The sequence below is a fragment of the Rathayibacter sp. AY1D9 genome, assembly GCF_002932395.1.
Lineage (GTDB): Bacteria > Actinomycetota > Actinomycetes > Actinomycetales > Microbacteriaceae > Rathayibacter.
In genome coordinates, this window is sequence record NZ_PSVQ01000001.1 from 22,233 (window position 1) to 39,218 (window position 16,986).

Genomic DNA, 16,986 nt, shown 5'->3' on the forward strand with positions numbered 1-16,986 from the left:
GCCGGGTGGCGCAGAGGGGCGTCGCGGGCCCGTGACACGCCGTCGTTACACTGGCGACCGTGCAGATCCGAGAGCTCGACATCCCCGACGTCTACGAAGTGACTCCGCGCCAGTTCCCCGACGATCGCGGGGTCTTCTACGAGTTCTACCGCTTCGACCGCCTGGCCGAGAAGGTCGGGCACCCGCTCTCGCTGCGGCAGGGCAACACCTCCGTCTCGCGGCGCGGCACCGTCCGCGGCATCCACTTCGCGCAGATCCCGCCGTCGCAGGCCAAGTACGTCTCGTGCTTCTCCGGCGCGGTCCTCGACTACGTGATCGACGTGCGCGTCGGGTCGCCGACCTTCGGGCGCTGGGAGTCGATCCTGCTCGACGACGTCGACCGCCGCTCCGTCTACATCGCCGAGGGCGTCGCGCACGCCTTCGTGGCGCTGACCGAGGGCGCCGTGGTCTCGTACCTCGTGAACGCCACCTTCGACCCGGTGCGGGAGAAGGGGATCGACCCGCTCGACGAGCAGATCGGCCTGCGCTTCCCGGAGGAGGCCGGCGAGCTGCTCCTCTCGCCGAAGGACACCGACGCACCGACGCTGGCCGAGGCCGAGGCGCAGGGCCTGCTGCCGACCTGGGACGAGGCGCGGGCCTTCTACACGGAGCTCGACTCCGCGTCCTGACCGCCGATCCGGTGGGCGGGCCGCCCGGCGCCGGCCGGGCGGCCCGCCCGATCGGAGCGGATCAGCTCTTCGAGCGCAGGCGCATCAGCGCGACCCGGGCGCCCAGCCCGGCGCGGACCGCCGCGCGGATCGGCGCCTGATACCAGGCGCCGTACTTCTGCGCGAGGTAGAGGTAGGCGCTGCGGTGGTGAACCGCGAGCATCCGCGCCGAGGCCAGGCGGGTGGAGTGCCCGCCGAGGTGGGAGACGACCGCGTCGGCGAGGTAGACGTTGGTCCAGCCGCGCTGTCCGAGCGAGTCGCCCAGCTGGACGTCCTCGAAGTACATGAAGTAGCGGTCGTCGAACCCGCCGATCTCCTCGAAGGCCGTGCGGCGCACCATCACGCAGGCGCCGGAGAGCCAGCCCGCCTCCATCCGGCCGTGGCGGAGGGTCTCGACCGCGCGCGAGCGCCGGTAGGTCGCCGACCACGGGTTGCCGGGCCAGACGTGGGCGAAGACGGCGTGCCCGACGCCCGTGCCGAGCGAGGGCAGAGCGCGGGCGGAGGGGTAGATCGTGCCGTCGGAGTCGAGGATCCGCGGCCCGATCGAGCCGATCCGGTCGTCCGCCGTCGCGGCGGCGTAGAGGGCGTCGATCGAGCCGGGGAGGAAGACCGTGTCCGGGTTGGTCACCAGGATCCACTCCACTTCGGGCCCGAGGCGGTCGACCGCGTAGTTGACGGCCCGGCCGTAGCCGAGGTTCTGCCCGGTCTCGTGAAACTCGACGTGGGGCAGGCGCTCGACGACGCTGCGGACGGAGTCGTCCGTTGTCAGGTTGTCGACCACCACGATGCGCACGTCGTGCTCCGTCGCCTCCGGCACGGACTCGAGGCACGCGCGGAGGACCTCACCCGAGAAGTGGGTGACGACGACGACCGCGATGGGCAACGTCGAGCGGGCGATGGGAGCCTCCGGGTGGTGCGGCGTCGACGGGAGGAGTGCCCCGTCGGAAGAACTCGACGAGGCTAGCACGCGGCTCGAGCGGGGCCCGGGAGCCTGCGGCCCTCAGCGGACGATGTCGACGGGCTCGGTGCTGACGGCCACGGCGGCGGGGGAGACCGTCTCGATCGCGGGCAGCGCATCGTGCGCCGGACGGCGGAAGACGACGAACTTGTACATGCAGAAGTTCCACACCAGTCCCACGAGGACGGCGACGGCCTTGGCGATGTTGATCGCGAGGAAGGCGTTCTCGCCGGAGCTGGGGAGGAAGAGCAGCGAGTTGCCGAAGCGGGTGTCGAAGAAGACCTCGAAGCCGTAGATGATCGCCGACTGCAGGACCAGCGAGCTGAACCCGGTGACGAGGAAGAACTTCGCGAACGTGGCGACCGAGACCCTGCCCGGGTGGCGGAAGACGAAGAAGTGGTTCAGCGCGTACGAGATCGTGATGCCGACCAGGACGGAGAAGACGTTGGCGACGAGGGTCGGCAGACCGAGCAGGAGCACGAGCGTGTTGAGGATGAGGAAGTCGATCGCCGTGTTGGTGCAGCCCGCGATGAGGAAGCGGACCTTCTGCGATTCGAGGAGTCTCTTCATCTGCGGTGCTCTTTCCCGTCCCCCTCTGGCGTCGATGCCCGACCGTCGGGCTCCGACGGGCGTCCATCGGGGCAGGCGAACAAGGGGTGAACCGCCGTGCACTGTCGTCCATCGTAACCGCGGAGCCCTGCCGGGCGGTCGAACGGCCGGTGCCATGTTCCTGAGAGACTGCGCGGGCGGGGCGGCGGGCCGCGGGGCGCGCTCGGAGGCTCGCGAGCACCGCCTCGTTATACTCGCAGGGCTCTCACCGGTCAGCCGGTGCACCGGAAGAACGGATCCTCCCCGCCTCATGCGCTCCCTCGCCGTCGTCGTCCCCACCTACAACGAAGTCGCGAACATCGCGACGGCGCTGCCGCGGGTCGCGCTCGCGGCGTCCCGCAACCCCGACTTCCACGTGACCGTCGCCGTCATCGACGACAGCTCCCCCGACGGCACCGCGGACCGCGCGCGCGAGCTCGCGGCCGAGCTCGGATCCGACACCTTCGAGGTCCTCGTGCTGTCGCGCGAGAAGAAGGAGGGGCTCGGCGCGGCGTACATCTGGGCCTTCCAGCACCTCCTCGCGGCCGAGCGCCGCTACGACTACCTGCTGCAGATGGACGCCGACCTCTCGCACGACCCGGACTACATCGACGCCTTCCTCCGCGAGGTGCGCGCGGGCGCCGACTTCGTGGTCGCCTCCCGCTACATCGCGGGCGGGGGCACTCCCGACTGGACGCTCGACCGCAAGCTGCTGAGCGGTGGCGGCAACCTCTACACGCGCCTCTTCCTTGGCTCGAAGATCACCGACTGGACCGGCGGCTTCAACCTCTTCAGCGCGGACCTCCTGCGCACCCTCCACCTCGAGACGATCCGCGCAGCCGGCTACGGCTTCCAGATCGTGCTCAAGTACCGGGCGCTGCGCCGGGCCCGCGGAGTGAAGGAGATCCCGATCGTCTTCCTCGACCGCACGGTCGGCAACTCCAAGATCCCGAGCGACACCCTCCTGAAGAACCTCCTGCTCGTCCTGGCCATCCGGTTCGGCGGGAAGCACCGGTGACGGCGGGTCCGACGGGATCCCCTCGGACCCGGAGGGCCCTCCTCGAGCTCGCCGCCCTCGCCGTCGTCGTCAGCGGGACCCTGCTCGTGCTCGGATTCATGGTCGGCACGCCGTGGCGGCCGCTGCTCTTCCGCGACGGCGACTCGCTGGCGCTGCCGCTGATCCTGCAGTCCTTCACCGAGGGCCGCCCGGCGGCGTGGGTAATGACGAGCCAGCTCTTCCTCTTCCCCGAGCTCCCCGTCTTCGGCGTCGCGTGGCTGCTGACCGGTGGCGATCCCGCGGCGGCGCTCGCGGTCAACGCCGTGCTCAACGTCGTCCTCCTCTACGGCGTGCTCCGGATGCTCGCGCGACGGCTCGTCGCGGACCGGCACCGCCGGCTGCGGCCCGCGGCCGCGCTCGCCGGCATCGCCGTGCTGCTGGTGCTCTGCTTGACGGAGGGCCGCGCGCTCAACAACGAGGGGGCCCTGGCGACCACCTTCCTCCTCACGACCTACTACTACGGCGCGGTGCTCACAGGCCTCGCCGGGCTCGCCGTCGCTCTGGGCGCACTGCGCGAGCGCCGTCCGGCCGCGCGTCCGCTGCTCCTGGTCGGGGCGGCCGTCGCCGCGACGACCCTCTCCGATCCGCTCCTCCTGGTGCAGTTCGTCGGCCCCCTGCTGGTGGTCCTCGTCGTGCTGCTGGTGCTCGCTCTCGCTGCTCCCCGAGCGGTGATGATCGTCGCGGGCACGGTCCTCGGGGCCGCCGCGCTCGGAGCCGCGCTGCGGGTCCCGCTCGGCTTCCTGATCGGGACCGACGCCGGCGGGTACCTCCGGCTGCCGCTCGCCGGGACGGCACTGGACGACCTGATCGTGCAGTTCCTGGTGCTGAAGGCGCCGCTGATCGGCAAGCTCGAGGTGGCGCTGCTGGGTCTGCTGCTGCTGGCGGCCCTCGCCGTCGTCGTGGCCGGTGCCGCCCGACTGGCGCGGGGAGCCGCCCTCGACGAGGCGGCCCGTGCGCGCTTCGCGGTGTGCGCGTTCCTGCCGGCGCAGACGGCGGTGCTCCTGGTGGTGCAGGTCTTCACCGGCAGCTCGGTCAGCCGCTACCTGATGCCGATCCCGGTGACCGCGACCGTGGTCGTGATCGCCCTGATCGGCGCCGCGGCGGCGCACCGGCGTGCTGCGGGCACGCGGCTGGCGCCGGTCGTCCGCGTCGTCGCTCCGCTGGCCGCCGCAGGCCTCGTCGTCGCCGCCGTGCCGGCCACAACGGCGGTCGCCTCCGCGGCGGCCGAGGCGCGATCGGACCCGGACGCCGACTGCCTGGAGCGCTGGATCGACGGCCGCGAGCTCGCGGGCGTCGGCTCGTTCTGGTCCACGCGGCCGCTGGACCTCTACGGGCCGGCCTCGCTGCACGTCCAGCAGGTCAACTTCGACTTCACGGTGCAGCTGTGGATGAACAACCTGAGCGACTACCGCGACCGGCAGTACAGCTTCGTCCTGGCCGACCGCTCGCCCGACTGGGCGGGGCTCGCGCGCGGGACGCTCGGCGCTCCCTCCGATATCGTCGCCTGCGGGGGGTTCGACATCTACGACTACGCGGGCACCGACGGCGAGACCGAGCTGAACCGGATCGTCCAGACCAGCGTGGAGGAGCAGCGCCGTGAGCGCGGCTACTGACGTGCGCGGCCCGCGGACGGCGAGTCGGCGGCGCCGGACGCTCGTAGAGCTCGGGTGGGCCCTCGTCGCCGCCCTCGTCTCGGTCGTCGCCGCCGTGCTCGCGCTCGGGATCGGGCCGCAGGACCTGACGGCCCGCTGGACCGTGGGCGGCGACGACCAGATCCTGCACTACACGCTCTTCACCAGCGCCACGCAGGCGTTCCCGTTCGACGGCAACGCGGCGCTCGGCTTCCCCGACGGGTTCAACGCCTTCTTCAGCGCGCAGTTCGACGTCGCCTCCGCCCTCGCCGTGTCGGTCCTGGCCCTCGTGGTGCGCGACGGGACGACGCTCCTGAACGTCTTCTACCTGGGCACGTTCGCGACGGTCGCCGTCACCGGCTACGTGTTCTTCCGCGCCCTCCGCACGCGGCCCTGGGTCGCGGCGTTCTCCGCGGTCCTGCTGTCGCTGCTGCCGTACCACTTCCTCCGGATCGGATTCGGCCACGCGTTCCTCGCCAACTACTGGGCGATCCCGCTCCTGGGCGTGATGGTGCTGATGGTCGCCGGACCGCGCACCGATCCTCTCCGAGCCTGGGCCGAGCGGGGCGCGACGCGGAGGAGCCGCGTACTGCGCTCCGTCGTCCCGGGAGTCGTGCTCGGGCTCCTGGTGGCGAGCACGGGCGGCTACTACTACGTCTTCGCGGTCCTGGTCCTCGGAGCGACCTGGGCGGTGAGCACGGCCGCCGGGCTCCTCTCCCGCGAGCGGCTGCGCGTGCTCGCGGTCTCGTCGGTGCCGATCCTCGCGCTCGGCGTGTTCGTCGGGCTCTCGCTGCTGCTGCTCTCGCTCGACTTCGGGGAGCGCTACAGCCCGTACTTCACGTCGCGGACCGTGGGGGAGTCGGAGGCCTACGCCGGCAAGCTCGTGCTGCTGGGCCTGCCCTGGTCGGGGACCGGGCTGCCGCAGGGGTACGGCCTGCTCAACACCTACGCGGGCCAGTCCGGCGTGGCGCCGACGACGGAGCCGCCCGGGTTCTCGATCCTCGCCAGCGTCGCGCTCCTGATCACGCTCGTGGCGCTCCCGATCTCCGCGCTCGGCGGCGGACGGGCGCTCCGTGCGACCGCGGTCGGCCGGTTCTTCTCGGACGCCCGCGTGCGCGTCCTCGCCGTGGCGACACTGGCCGCGCTCCTCTTCTACACGGTGACGGGCCTGGGCGTTGTGGTCTCGCTGGTGGCGGGGCCGACGATCCGTGCGTGGGCGCGGATGTCGATCGTCATCGCGGTCCTCGTCCTCGGCGTGCTCGCGCTCCTGCTCGATCGGATCACGGCCCGTGGCGGTGTCCGGATCCTCGTGGCGGCGCTGCTCGCCGCCGTCGCCGTGGTCGATCAGCTGGCCGGAGTATCGGCCGCGGTGCCGATCGCTCCGACCGACGACTCCGAGATGCGCTCGTTCGTGTCGGAGGCCGACGCGCAGCTGGACGACGGCTGCGGAGTGGTGGAGCTCCCCCTGAAGAGCTTCCCCGACAGCGGGCGGATCGGAGCGCTCTCCGACTACGACGAGGCACTGCCCTACCTCGCGACCGAGGAGGGACGCCTCCGCTGGAGCTACGGGGCTGTGGAGGGCACCTACGGCTGGGACGTCTGGGGCGACGTCGACGACCCCGCGGAGTTCGCCGACGCGGTGGCGGGCAGCGGCGCCTGCGCCGTCTACGTGGACACAGCCGGCTACACCGACGACCCCGACGGCTGGCGGGCCTACGTCGAGGCGGCGACGGGGGACGTCGAGCCCGAGGTCGCCTCCGCCTCCGGGCGCTGGCTGCTGTTCACGACCCGGCGCTGATCAGCGGTCGTCGAAGGCCAGCTCGAGCAGGCGCCGGGCGGTGCGGTCCCACCCCGGGATGGGCTCCGGTGCGAGTCGCCGGGGACGGCGCAGCGCCTCTCCGATCGCGGCCGACCACCCGGTGCGGTCCGCCGGGTCGATGAAGACGGCGGCGGACTCCCGCCCGGCGAGCGCGTCGCGGAGGCCGGGGATGTCTGCCGCGAGCACCGGAGTGCCGCAGGCGACGGCCTCGAGGGCGGGCAGGCCGAAGCCCTCGTGCCAGGAGGGCATGGCGACGGCGTCGGCGCCCGTGAGCAGGGCCGGCAGATCCTCGTCGGCGACGTAGGAGGAGGCGAAGCGCACGTCGGCTCCTGCGGCGACCGCGCGGGCGACGGCGGAGTGGACGTCCTCGTTGTCCCAGCCGTCCCCGCCGACCAGGAGCAGGGTGTGGTTCTCCGGCCGCTCGGCCTGCCGGTACGCGTTCACCAGGGTGACGAGGTTCTTGCGGCGCTCGATCGATCCGACGAAGAGCAGGTAGGACCCGAGCCCGTGCTCCGCGCGGACCCGCGCCACCTCCTCCTCGCCGCGGGCATGGAAGAGGTCGGCGTCGATCGTGGTCGGCAGCACGCGGACGCGCGCCGGATCGACGCCCAGAGCGCTCTCGACCTCGGCCGCGGAGGACGGGGTGCCGGTCAGGACCAGGTCGCTGCGCCGGATCCACCCGGGCACGGACCGCGACAGCAGCTCTCGGCGCTCGCGCGGAACGAGCTCGGGCATCACAGCGAAGCAGACGTCGTGCACGAAGGTGATCGAGCGGGAGCGGGCGAGCGGCCAGCTCCGGAAGTTCGGGAAGAAGTAGGCGCCGCGGCCGAGCAGGAGGTCGATCCCCGGCGCGGGCACTCGGGTCAGTGCGCTCCACACCGGCCGGGGCAGCGGCACCGGTCGGACGCGCAGCGTACGGAAGCCGAAGCGCCCGAGCGAGCCCGCCTCGCTCGCCGGGACGACGAGGAGCACCTCGACCTCTGCGGCGGTCGCGTCGGTGTCCAGCGCGTGCAGCAGGCCGAGCAGGACGCGGCCGACCCCGGTCAGGCGCGGCGCCGCGAGGGCGGTCGCGTCGACCAGGAGGCGGCGGCGCCGCGCGGTCACGGCCTGCTGAGGCGGACGGTGGAGTCGATGTCGACGACGCCGTCGTGCACGGAGGCCCGCTCGACCGTGAAGGTCGCGGCGACCGGGATCCGCATGGTCTCGCCCTGCGAGAAGGTGGCCGAGGAGGCGTGCACGGCGTAGTTGCCGGCGCCGAGGTGCAGGTCGGGGAGGGTGAACGTGACCGTCATCTCTCCGTCGACCGCGCTCAGCGGCGTGCCGATGCGCTCGGTGTTCGTCCCGAAGACGCGCTGGCCGAGGGGGGTGTCGATGCCCATGCCGATGTTCCAGTCGTCGACCGGGCGGCTGGTGCGCACCGTGACGTCGAACTCGAGGGTCTCGCCGCTGCGGACGACCGTGCCGCCGTGCTCGATCGATCCGCCGCGCAGTCGGCAGCCCAGGATCTCGATGAGCTGGGGGGCGGGCTCGTCCGCGGCCTCGGCGGCCTCGGCCTCGCGCTCCTGGCGGGCGGCCCGACGGTCCTCGAAGCTCTCGCGGAGGACCTGGAGTCCCTCGGAGGTCTCGCCGTCGAAGACGACGGTGCCCTTCTCGAGGACGATGGTGCGGTCGCAGAGCTCGCCGACCTGCTCGAGCGAGTGGGTGACCAGCACGATGGTCTTCCCCGCGCGCTGGAAGGCGCGGATGCGGTCCATGCACTTGCGCTGGAACGGCTCGTCGCCGACGGCGAGCACCTCGTCGACCAGCAGCAGGTCGGGATCGGTGTGGATCGCGATAGCGAAGGCGAGCCGCACGTACATGCCCGACGAGTAGAACTTGACCTGGGTGTCGATGAACTCGGCGATCTCGGAGAAGTCGACGATCGAGTCGAACTTGCTGTCCAGCTCGCTGCGCGAGAGTCCGAGGATCGCGCCGTTGAGGTAGACGTTCTCGCGCCCGGTGAGGTCGGGGTGGAAGCCCGCTCCGAGCTCGAGGAGCGCGGCGAGGCGTCCGCGGCGCTCCACGGTGCCGGTCGTCGGCTGCACGATGCCGCCGATGAGCTTGAGGAGCGTGCTCTTGCCCGATCCGTTCGCGCCGATGAGGCCGACGGTCGAGCCCAGTGGGATCTCGAGGTCGACGTCGCGGAGTGCCCAGAACTCGTCGCGGTGCTTGCGCCCGCGGCCGAAGTTGACGATCCGCTCCTTGAACGACTTGTCCTTGCGGATGACGAAGCGCTTGGAGGCGTTGCGCACCCGGACGACGGTCGGGGTGCCGGAGGAGGCGGGCACGGACTCCTGCTTGCTGGTGAGGGTCACGATCAGATCTCCTGGGCGAAGTTGCCCTCGAGGCGGCGGAAGATCCGGTGGCCGATCCACACGAACACCAGCCCGACGACGAGGACGATGAGAAGGCGCAGCTCCATGTCCGGCGGCCACACCTGGGGGGCGATCTCGTTGCCGTCGATGATGCTGACGCGCGAGCCGTCTCCCCAGATCGCGCGCTGGAAGGCGAGGATCGCGTTCGAGATCGGGTTGATCAGGTAGAGCTGCTCGGCCCAGCCGTGGCCCGCTCCGGTGGAGGCGGCGACGACGAAGTTCCACGCGTAGACGATGGGGGAGAGCCAGAAGAAGATCTGCAGCCCGACCTCGACGAGGAACTGGACGTCGCGGAGGTAGACGTTGAGGGCCGAGAGGGCCAGGGCCAGCGCGAGGCCGTACACGAGCACGATCGCCAGCGCGGGCACGATGTAGAGGAGCTGGACGCCGAAGATCAGCGAGCCCGTGAGGACGGCTCCCGCGATCAGGACGACGAACTGCACACCGAAGTTGAAGAGGGCCGAGCCGATGGCCGCCACCGGGAAGATCTCCCGCGGCAGGTACACCTTCTTGATCAGTCCGCCGTTGCCGAGGATCGACGTGGTGCCCGCGGTCACGATCTCGCTGAACAGGCCCCAGAGGGTGAGCCCCGAGAAGACGAAGATCGCGAAGTTCGGGACGCCGCGAGAGGCCCCGAGGATCTGGCCGATCGCCACGTAGTAGATGAGGAGCATGATCAGCGGCCGGACGAGGCTCCAGACGAAGCCCAGGCTGCTGTCCTTGTAGCGCGACTTCAGCTCGCGCCCCACGAGCAGGCGGAGCAGCTCGCGGTGCCGCAGGATCTCGGCGAGGGAGGCGACGAAGCCGCCCGAGCCGCCGCCGACGGCCGACGTGGTGCCGGCGATCTGGAACGGCTCGTCGGCGATCGCGCGCGCGCGATCCACAGCTTTGCTGGGCATGGAACTCCAAGCTCTCGGCCTCCGCCGGGCGACGGACCGCATCATTATACGTGCGGCCCACCCTGGAGCCCCCTGGCTGGCGTGCCGGTGCGCGGCGCATGGCGGGTAGTCTTGCTCCCGCTCGCCGACTGAACGACACGAACGAGGTGTTCGCCATGCCCACGCAGCCTTCCGACGTCCCCCTGGACCCGGCGCCGCAGAGCGCTGGGGACCCCGCCCCCGTCCTCGGCGGCACGGGCGAGGACGCTCCTCCCGCTCCCGACCCGAGCCTCGAGTCGGCCGTCGGCGACGCCGCTCCCGCAGCCGTCCCGGCGGAGCCCGCGCGCACGTCCGGGGTTCCGGTGGAGCCCCGTCTCGCCGAGCCCGAGTCCCCGGACGAGGAGCTCGCCCGCCTGCGCGCGCAGGTCGACTCCCTCCTCAACGACCCCTTCGACGAGTGGGTCGAGCGGATCCAGGTGGGCGGAGTGACCGCCTCCGGCTTCGAGCGCACCCTCTCCTGGCGGGTGACGAAGCCGCTCCGCCTGGTGCGCACCTTCCAGATCCGCGTCGAGCAGCTCGGGCTGTCGGGCGCCGTCGGCCACAGCGCGCGCTTCGTGAAGCGCCGCCTGTCCGGTCGGGCGCGATGAGCGACCGGTCGCAGGTCTCGGCCGCCGGCTCGGCCGCCGCGCGCGCCCACCGCACGGAGGCAATGCTGCAGCGCCTGGAGCAGATCGGCGCGCTCCTCTTCGACGCGGAGCGCCGCGCCTCGCTGCGCACCCGCGGGCCCGGCCCGTACCTCGACGAGGTGGCCCGAGAGATCCGCTCGCGCCAGGACGACGAGCTGACCTGGGTCGCGCTGGTGTCGTTCACGGCCGCGTACCCGACGAGCGAGCTGTTCGACTGGTTCCGCCGCGCCCTCGAGCTCGCCTCCGAGGAGGCGGCGCTGCGCATCTTCCTCGAGGCCGGCTCCCGCACCGCGACCGGGTTCGCCGATCTGGACGCCCGCGTCGAGGTCGTCACCGGGGCCGTCCTGATCGACGTCGACTTCCCCGCCCGCCACGGGCACAACACCGGCGTCCAGCGGGTCGTGCGCCAGACCGTGTCCCGCTGGGACGCCGAGCACGAGATCGTCCCGGTCGCCTGGGTCCACGGATCGATGTCCTTCCGGCGGCTGAGCGCGATCGAGCACGAGCGCGTCGTCGACTGGTCCTCCGCCGGGCGGCGCGACTGGGAGCACGGCGATCCGGAGCGCATCGAGTTCGTCGTGCCCTACCGCAGCGTCGTCGTCATCCCCTCGGTGCCCGACTACAACCAGTGCGGGCCGCTCGCGGCCCTCGCCGAGTACTCCGGCAACGAGGTCGTCGTCCTCGGCCACGACGCGATCCCCGTCGTCAGCGCCGACACGGTGCCGCCGGAGGAGACGGTGCGCTTCGTCAACTTCCTCTCCGTGGTCAAGCACGCCGAGCGCGTCGCCACGGTGAGCGCCGCGGCCGCGCTGGAGTTCGAGGGCTTCGTGCGCGCGCTCCCCGCTCAGGGCCTCACCGGCCCGACCGTCGTCCCGGTCCCGCTGCCCGTGGAGCTCCCGGACGGCCTGCGCTCCGAGGGCCGGAGCGCGTCCGGCCTGCCGCTCGTGCTCTGCGTCGGCAGCCAGGAGCCCCGCAAGAACCACCTCGCGGTGCTGCACGCCGCCGAGGTCCTCTGGCGCGAGGGCCTGCGCTTCCGCGTCCGCTTCATCGGCGGGGCCAACCCGTGGGCGCACCAGGTCTTCGATCCCCGCGTGCGCGAGCTGGTCGCCGCCGGACGCCCGGTCGAGGTGCTCCGCGGAGCCGACGACGACGTCCTGATCGCGAGCTACCGGGAGGCGCTGTTCCTGGCGTTCCCGTCGCTGCACGAGGGGTACGGCCTGCCGGTCGCCGAGGCGCTGTCGATCGGGCTCCCCGTGCTGACCTCGCGCTACGGCAGCACGGCGCAGATCGCCGAGCACGGCGGATGCGTCCTGATCGACCCGGAGTCCGACGAGGAGATCACCGACGGCATGCGCCGCCTGCTGACGTCGCCGGAGCTCGTCGACGAGCTCCGCCTCGAGGCGGCCGAGCGGCCCGAGCGCACCTGGGACGACTACGCCCGGGAGCTGTGGGCCGCCCTGATCGGCCCCTCGGCCCTCATCGAGCACGAGGAGGCGCCCCGTGCGCTCTAAGCAGTACCTGGTCGACCGTCTCGCCACCCTGGTGCGCACCCTGGCCCCCTCCGTGGAGCCGCTGGGCAGCGTCGACGCCCTCACCGGACAGCTGAGCGTTCTGCTGCCCGCCCCCACCGACCGCGAGGTCTGGCTGGTGCTCGCCGTCCTCCGCGGCACGCTCCCGCGCCGGGAGGACGTCGTCGACGGCCGCCGCCGGGCCCGGCTGGACGGCACCGCCGGTCTGCTCACCCACGCCGCGTCCACCATCGCCTCGAACCGGGTCTTCGCCCGCTTCCACCACCCCGAGGTCGAGGTGGTCGTCGGCGCGGTCGTCGTCGACGTGCACCACACCGCGCGCACGGGGCTGGCCACGGGCATCCAGCGCGTGGTGCGCCAGAGCCTCGTCCGATGGACGCGCGACCACGAGATCCTGCTCGCCGGCTGGGACTCGACCCACGAGTCGCTCGTCATGCTCACCCCGGAGCAGAGCCGGAACGCCGTCTCGGGCGACGTGCCCGACGCCGCCGAGGACCGCTCCCGCGTGATCGTCCCGTGGCAGGGCACCTACCTCCTGCCCGAGCTCGCCGTGGAGGACGAGCGGACGTCGCGCGTCTCCGCTCTGGCCGAGTTCAGCGGCAACCGCACGGGCACCATCGGCTTCGACTGCGTGCCGGTCACCACCGCCGAGACGGCGAGCACCGGCATCAGCGCCGCCTTCTCGCGCACGCTCGTCGCCGTGTCGCACATGGACCGCATCGCGACCATCTCCGAGGCGGCCGCGACCGAGTACTCCGGCTGGCGCCACATGCTCGGCAGCGTCGGGATGCAGGGGCCGGACATCCGGCCGATCCTGCTGCCCTCGCAGCCGGAGAGCGTCTCGGACGAGGAGCTGGCCACCGCCGCGCGCTCGCTGGTGACCGGCGACCTCCCGCTCGTCGTCTGCGTCGGCAGCCACGAGCCACGGAAGAACCACCTGGCTGTGCTCCAGGCGGCCGAGCTGCTCTGGCGCCGGGGCGTGCGCTTCAGCCTGGTCTTCATCGGCGGCAACGCCTGGAGCAGCGCCGAGTTCGAGTACCGACTCGAGGTCCTCGAGGGCCAGGGCCGTCCGGTCCGCTCGCTCTCCAAGATCACCGACGCGCTGCTCTGGAGCGCCTACCGCCTGGCCCGGTGCACGGTGTTCCCCTCGATCAACGAGGGCTACGGTCTCCCGATCGTGGAGTCGATCTCGGTCGGCACCCCGGTCGTGACCTCCGGCTTCGGCAGCATGCACGAGGTCTCCGCCTCGGGCGGCGCGCTGTTCGTCGATCCGCACGACGACCACGACATCGCCGCGGCCCTCGAGCGGCTGCTGACCGACGACGAGCTGCACGCGCGGCTCTCGGCGGAAGCGCTCGCGATCGACGGCGGCACCTGGGACGAGTACGCCGCCCGCGTCTGGTCGTACCTCGTCGAGGGCGAGGGCGTCGACGAGCGGGGCCGGGCCGAGCAGTCGGACGCGACCGCCTAGGCGTCCTCGACCCACCGCGTGCAGAAGGCCCCCGCTCCAGGAGCGGGGGCCTTCTGCACGCGGTGCGCGCGGCTCAGTTGGAGCGGCGCGCCAGCTCGAGGTCGTTCTCGACCATGCGGGCGACGATCTCCTCGAAGCCGACGGTCGGCGCCCAGCCGAGCACTTCGCGGGCCCGGGAGGCGTCCCCGCGCATCTCGGGGGCGTCCACGGGGCGCGCGAACCGCGGGTCGATCGTGACCCGCTGCTCCCAGTCGTCGATGCCGGCCGCGGTGAAGGCGGCACGGACGAAGTCGCGGACCGAGTGCGCGACTCCGGTCGCCACGACGTAGTCGCCCGCCTCCTCGGCGCGCGAGGCGCGCACGAGGGCGTCCACGTAGTCGGGAGCCCAGCCCCAGTCGCGGCGCGCGTCGAGATTGCCGAGCGAGAGCTCCGACTCGGCGCCCGTCGCGATCGCCGCGACTCCGGAGGTGATCTTGCGGGTGACGAAGCCGAGCGGCCGACGCGGCGACTCGTGGTTGTAGAGGATGCCGGACGAGGCGTGGAGCCCTCGGCCGCGGTAGACCGCGACGAGGTGGTGCGCGAACGCCTTCGCGGCTCCGTAAGGGGAGACGGGGCGGATCGGGGTCCGCTCGGTCTGCGGGTTCTCGGTCGCGGCCCCGAAGATCTCGGAGGAGGAGGCCTGGACGAAGCGGACCTCCCGGCCCGCCGACTCCTGGAGCGCCAGCGAGGCCTCCAGGAGCGCGGCGACCGCGGTGCCGGTCACCTCGGCCGTGAGCACGGGCTCCTTCCACGAGAGCGCGACGGAGGAGAGGCCGGCGAGGTGGAAGACCGTGTCCGGCTGCGCCTCCGCGACGATACGGCCGAGGCCGGAGGCGTCGCGGAGATCGCCCTCGAAGGCGCGGACGGCGGCGGGAAGAGCGGCGTCGTCGGTCCCGCGCACGAGCGCGGAGACCTCCCAGCCGTCGGCGAGCAGGCGCTCGACGAGGTAGCCCCCGTCCTGACCGCTCGCTCCGGTGACGAGAGCGGCAGGCATGACTACTTGATCAGCGCGGACTGCTCGGCGAGGTCGTTCTCGACCATCATCGCCACGAGCTCGGGGAACGAGACCTTCGGCTCCCAGCCGAGGACGTCGCGCGCCTTCGCCGGGTCGCCGATCAGCAGGTCCACCTCGGCGGGACGCATGAACGCGGGGTTCTGGGTCACGTACGGGGTCCAGTCCTCGATGCCGACGTGGTTGAAGGCGATGTCGAGGTACTCGCGGATCTCGTGGGTCTCGCCGGTCGCGACCACGTAGTCGTCGCCCTCGGGCTGCTGCAGCATGCGCCACATCGCGTCGACGTAGTCGCCGGCGAAGCCCCAGTCGCGCTTCGCGTCGAGGTTGCCGAGCTCCAGCGTCTCCTGGAGGCCGAGCTTGATGCGGGCGACCGCGAGGCTGATCTTGCGGGTGACGAACTCCGGGCCGCGGCGGGGCGACTCGTGGTTGAAGAGGATGCCGGAGGAGGCGTGCATGCCGTACGACTCGCGGTAGTTGATGGTCATGTAGTGGCCGAAGACCTTGGCCACTCCGTAGGGCGAGCGCGGCCAGAGCAGCGTCTCCTCGCTCTGCGGGACCTGCTGGACCTTGCCGAACATCTCGGAGGAGGAGGCCTGGTAGAACTTCACGCGCGACATGTCGGAGCCGGCGTAGAGGCGGGTCGCCTCGAGGATGTTGAGCACGCCCTTGCCGGTCACATCGGTGGTGAGCGACGCGTTCTCCCACGAGTAGGCGACGAACGAGATCGCACCGAGGTTGTAGACCTCGTCGGGCTGGGCGGCGGCGAGCACGCGCACCAGGCTCGACACGTCGGTCAGGTCGCCGGTGAGCAGGGTCACCTCGGGCACGGTGCGGCGGACCAGCTCGTACTTGGGGTTGTTCTGCCCGCGGACGAGCCCGAAGACCTCGTAGCCCTTCGAGAGGAGGAGCTCGGCGAGGTAGAGGCCGTCCTGGCCGGTGATTCCGGTGATCAAAGCGCGGGGCACGTGGTGGTCCAATTCGTCGGGGTCGATGACAGCGGGACACATACTACCCACGGGCACGGCCGGGCGCCGGGAGCGGTGCGGCCCGCCGGTATCCTGGCCGGGCTTCGGACCGATTGGACGCCATGCCGGAACTCCGCCCCGTCACGCTCGCCGTGCTCACCGTCGACCCGGGCGGGATGGGCGGCGGCGAGACCTACGCGCGCGCGCTCACGCGCCTCCTGGCGCCGCGGCCGGGGGAGGAGGGGCCCGACGTGCAGGTGCTCGTCCCCGAGAACGCGCGCGGCTTCAGCGAGGGCGTGCCCGAGGTCGTGGCCGAGGGGGTCGTCAGCGGGGCGGGCCACCGCCGCCGGGCCGTGGGGATGCTCCAGGCGCTCCTGCGCACGCCGCGCCTGCGCCGGCGCCTCGGCCGGGACGCAGTGCTCTACTTCCCGTTCACGGTCCCGCTCCCGTGGCCGTCGCGGCGGCAGGGGCACGTGCAGATGCTGTTCGACCTGCAGCACCGCGACCTCCCGCACCTCTTCCCCCGCGTCGAGCGCGTCTTCCGCCGGCTCGCCTACGAGGCGACCGCTCGCCGCGCCGACGCGGTCATCACCATCAGCGCCTTCACCAAGGGGCGGATCGTCGAGCTGCTGGGCATCCCGGAGGAGCGGATCCACGTGTCGCATCTCGGCGTGGACACCCGGCGCTTCGTCGCGAATCTGGGCACACGCGAGGACTTCGTCTTCTACCCGGCGCGCGCCTGGCCGCACAAGAACCACGCCCGCCTGTTCGAGGCGGTGCGCCTGCTTCGGGAGGAGGGGCACGCCCTCCGCCTCGTGCTGACAGGAGGGGACCTGGACCGCCTCGGCCCGCTGCCGGACTTCGTCGAGTGGCGCGGCCACGTCACTCCGGAGGAGCTCGCCGACCTCTACCGCCGAGCCGCGGTGCTGGCGTTCCCGAGCCTCTACGAGGGCTTCGGCCTCCCGCCCATCGAGGCGATGGCGTCGGGATGCCCGGTCGCCGCCTCCGACGCGGGCTCGCTCCCGGAGATCTGCGGGGACGCCGCGGTCTACGTCGATCCGCTCGAGCCGCGCTCGATCGCGGACGGGATCCTCGAGGCGATCGAGCGGACCGGCGAGCTCGGCCCGCTCGGCGTCGAGCGCGCCCGGTCCTTCAGCTGGGAGCGCTGCCGGGAGGAGCACCTCACCGTGCTCCGCCAGGTGGCGCGGCGGCGCGGGCGCTGAGGAGTC

General features: G+C 72.2%; 15 protein-coding genes. 8 read left to right on the plus strand and 7 right to left on the minus strand.

The window, feature by feature from the left end; translation table 11 throughout:
- The first annotated feature begins 59 nt into the window (after nt 1-59).
- Nucleotides 60-668, plus strand: coding sequence for a dTDP-4-dehydrorhamnose 3,5-epimerase family protein (locus tag C5C50_RS00100; protein WP_104232821.1), 609 nt, complete (start codon nt 60-62; stop codon nt 666-668).
- Nucleotides 669-729: 61 nt separating this feature from the next.
- Here the strand turns inward: C5C50_RS00100 and C5C50_RS00105 are convergent, their stop codons facing one another.
- Both C5C50_RS00105 and C5C50_RS00110 read right to left on the minus strand, forming a co-directional pair.
- Nucleotides 730-1,590, minus strand: coding sequence for a glycosyltransferase family 2 protein (locus tag C5C50_RS00105; RefSeq protein WP_258061235.1), 861 nt, complete (start codon nt 1,588-1,590; stop codon nt 730-732).
- A gap of 117 nt (nt 1,591-1,707) precedes the next feature.
- Nucleotides 1,708-2,235: a GtrA family protein gene (locus C5C50_RS00110; RefSeq protein ID WP_104223158.1), complete on the minus strand. Its 528-nt coding sequence runs from the start codon at nt 2,233-2,235 to the stop codon at nt 1,708-1,710.
- 289 nt (nt 2,236-2,524) lie between these two features.
- On the opposite strand from C5C50_RS00110, the gene C5C50_RS00115 reads away from it, so the two are divergent.
- From C5C50_RS00115 to C5C50_RS00125, 3 genes are read left to right on the plus strand one after another with little or no spacing between them, the layout of a single operon-like run.
- Complete coding sequence (locus tag C5C50_RS00115) at nt 2,525-3,271, plus strand: polyprenol monophosphomannose synthase (protein ID WP_104223157.1); 747 nt, start codon at nt 2,525-2,527, stop codon at nt 3,269-3,271.
- Entirely contained in the window at nt 3,268-4,923 is a 1,656-nt protein-coding gene (locus C5C50_RS00120; protein ID WP_104272574.1) for a hypothetical protein, read from the plus strand. The genes C5C50_RS00115 and C5C50_RS00120 overlap by 4 nt, the downstream gene beginning before the upstream one ends.
- Nucleotides 4,907-6,739, plus strand: coding sequence for a hypothetical protein (locus C5C50_RS00125; protein WP_146084946.1), 1,833 nt, complete (start codon nt 4,907-4,909; stop codon nt 6,737-6,739). The genes C5C50_RS00120 and C5C50_RS00125 overlap by 17 nt, the downstream gene beginning before the upstream one ends.
- Here C5C50_RS00125 and C5C50_RS00130 read toward each other — a convergent pair whose 3' ends face one another.
- From C5C50_RS00130 to C5C50_RS00140, 3 genes are read right to left on the minus strand one after another with little or no spacing between them, the layout of a single operon-like run.
- Entirely contained in the window at nt 6,740-7,864 is a 1,125-nt protein-coding gene (locus tag C5C50_RS00130; RefSeq protein WP_104272576.1) for a glycosyltransferase family 1 protein, read from the minus strand. It abuts the gene before it with no gap.
- Nucleotides 7,861-9,114 (minus strand): ABC transporter ATP-binding protein, encoded by a 1,254-nt coding sequence (locus tag C5C50_RS00135; RefSeq protein WP_244229465.1) that lies wholly within the window; start codon nt 9,112-9,114, stop codon nt 7,861-7,863. Before C5C50_RS00135 ends, C5C50_RS00130 begins: the two co-directional genes overlap by 4 nt.
- A 2-nt stretch (nt 9,115-9,116) precedes the next feature.
- Nucleotides 9,117-10,073 (minus strand): ABC transporter permease, encoded by a 957-nt coding sequence (locus C5C50_RS00140; RefSeq protein WP_104223153.1) that lies wholly within the window; start codon nt 10,071-10,073, stop codon nt 9,117-9,119.
- Between the two features lie 155 nt (nt 10,074-10,228).
- Between C5C50_RS00140 and C5C50_RS00145 the strand changes: the two genes are divergently transcribed.
- Genes C5C50_RS00145 through C5C50_RS00155 form a run of 3 tightly spaced genes read left to right on the plus strand, consistent with a single transcriptional unit; the run spans nt 10,229 to nt 13,738 of the window.
- Nucleotides 10,229-10,699, plus strand: coding sequence for a hypothetical protein (locus C5C50_RS00145; protein ID WP_104283350.1), 471 nt, complete (start codon nt 10,229-10,231; stop codon nt 10,697-10,699).
- Complete coding sequence (locus C5C50_RS00150) at nt 10,696-12,249, plus strand: glycosyltransferase (RefSeq protein ID WP_104272577.1); 1,554 nt, start codon at nt 10,696-10,698, stop codon at nt 12,247-12,249. Before C5C50_RS00145 ends, C5C50_RS00150 begins: the two co-directional genes overlap by 4 nt.
- Complete coding sequence (locus C5C50_RS00155; RefSeq protein WP_104225474.1) at nt 12,239-13,738, plus strand: glycosyltransferase family 1 protein; 1,500 nt, start codon at nt 12,239-12,241, stop codon at nt 13,736-13,738. Before C5C50_RS00150 ends, C5C50_RS00155 begins: the two co-directional genes overlap by 11 nt.
- A 73-nt stretch (nt 13,739-13,811) precedes the next feature.
- Here C5C50_RS00155 and C5C50_RS00160 read toward each other — a convergent pair whose 3' ends face one another.
- Nucleotides 13,812-14,771: a GDP-mannose 4,6-dehydratase gene (locus tag C5C50_RS00160; RefSeq protein WP_104225475.1), complete on the minus strand. Its 960-nt coding sequence runs from the start codon at nt 14,769-14,771 to the stop codon at nt 13,812-13,814.
- A gap of 2 nt (nt 14,772-14,773) precedes the next feature.
- Nucleotides 14,774-15,757, minus strand: coding sequence for a GDP-mannose 4,6-dehydratase (locus C5C50_RS00165; protein WP_104275317.1), 984 nt, complete (start codon nt 15,755-15,757; stop codon nt 14,774-14,776).
- Nucleotides 15,758-15,879: 122 nt separating this feature from the next.
- On the opposite strand from C5C50_RS00165, the gene C5C50_RS00170 reads away from it, so the two are divergent.
- Complete coding sequence (locus tag C5C50_RS00170; RefSeq protein ID WP_104272578.1) at nt 15,880-16,980, plus strand: glycosyltransferase family 1 protein; 1,101 nt, start codon at nt 15,880-15,882, stop codon at nt 16,978-16,980.
- Nucleotides 16,981-16,986: the final 6 nt, after the last annotated feature.

Coding starts and splice junctions, on each gene's coding strand:
- C5C50_RS00160 (WP_104225475.1), bottom strand. CDS start 14,771: ATGCCTGCCGCTCTCGTCACCGGAGCGAGCGGTCAGGACGGGGGCTAC.
- C5C50_RS00110 (WP_104223158.1), bottom strand. CDS start 2,235: ATGAAGAGACTCCTCGAATCGCAGAAGGTCCGCTTCCTCATCGCGGGC.
- C5C50_RS00145 (WP_104283350.1), top strand. CDS start 10,229: ATGCCCACGCAGCCTTCCGACGTCCCCCTGGACCCGGCGCCGCAGAGC.
- C5C50_RS00115 (WP_104223157.1), top strand. CDS start 2,525: ATGCGCTCCCTCGCCGTCGTCGTCCCCACCTACAACGAAGTCGCGAAC.
- C5C50_RS00150 (WP_104272577.1), top strand. CDS start 10,696: ATGAGCGACCGGTCGCAGGTCTCGGCCGCCGGCTCGGCCGCCGCGCGC.
- C5C50_RS00140 (WP_104223153.1), bottom strand. CDS start 10,073: ATGCCCAGCAAAGCTGTGGATCGCGCGCGCGCGATCGCCGACGAGCCG.
- C5C50_RS00170 (WP_104272578.1), top strand. CDS start 15,880: ATGCCGGAACTCCGCCCCGTCACGCTCGCCGTGCTCACCGTCGACCCG.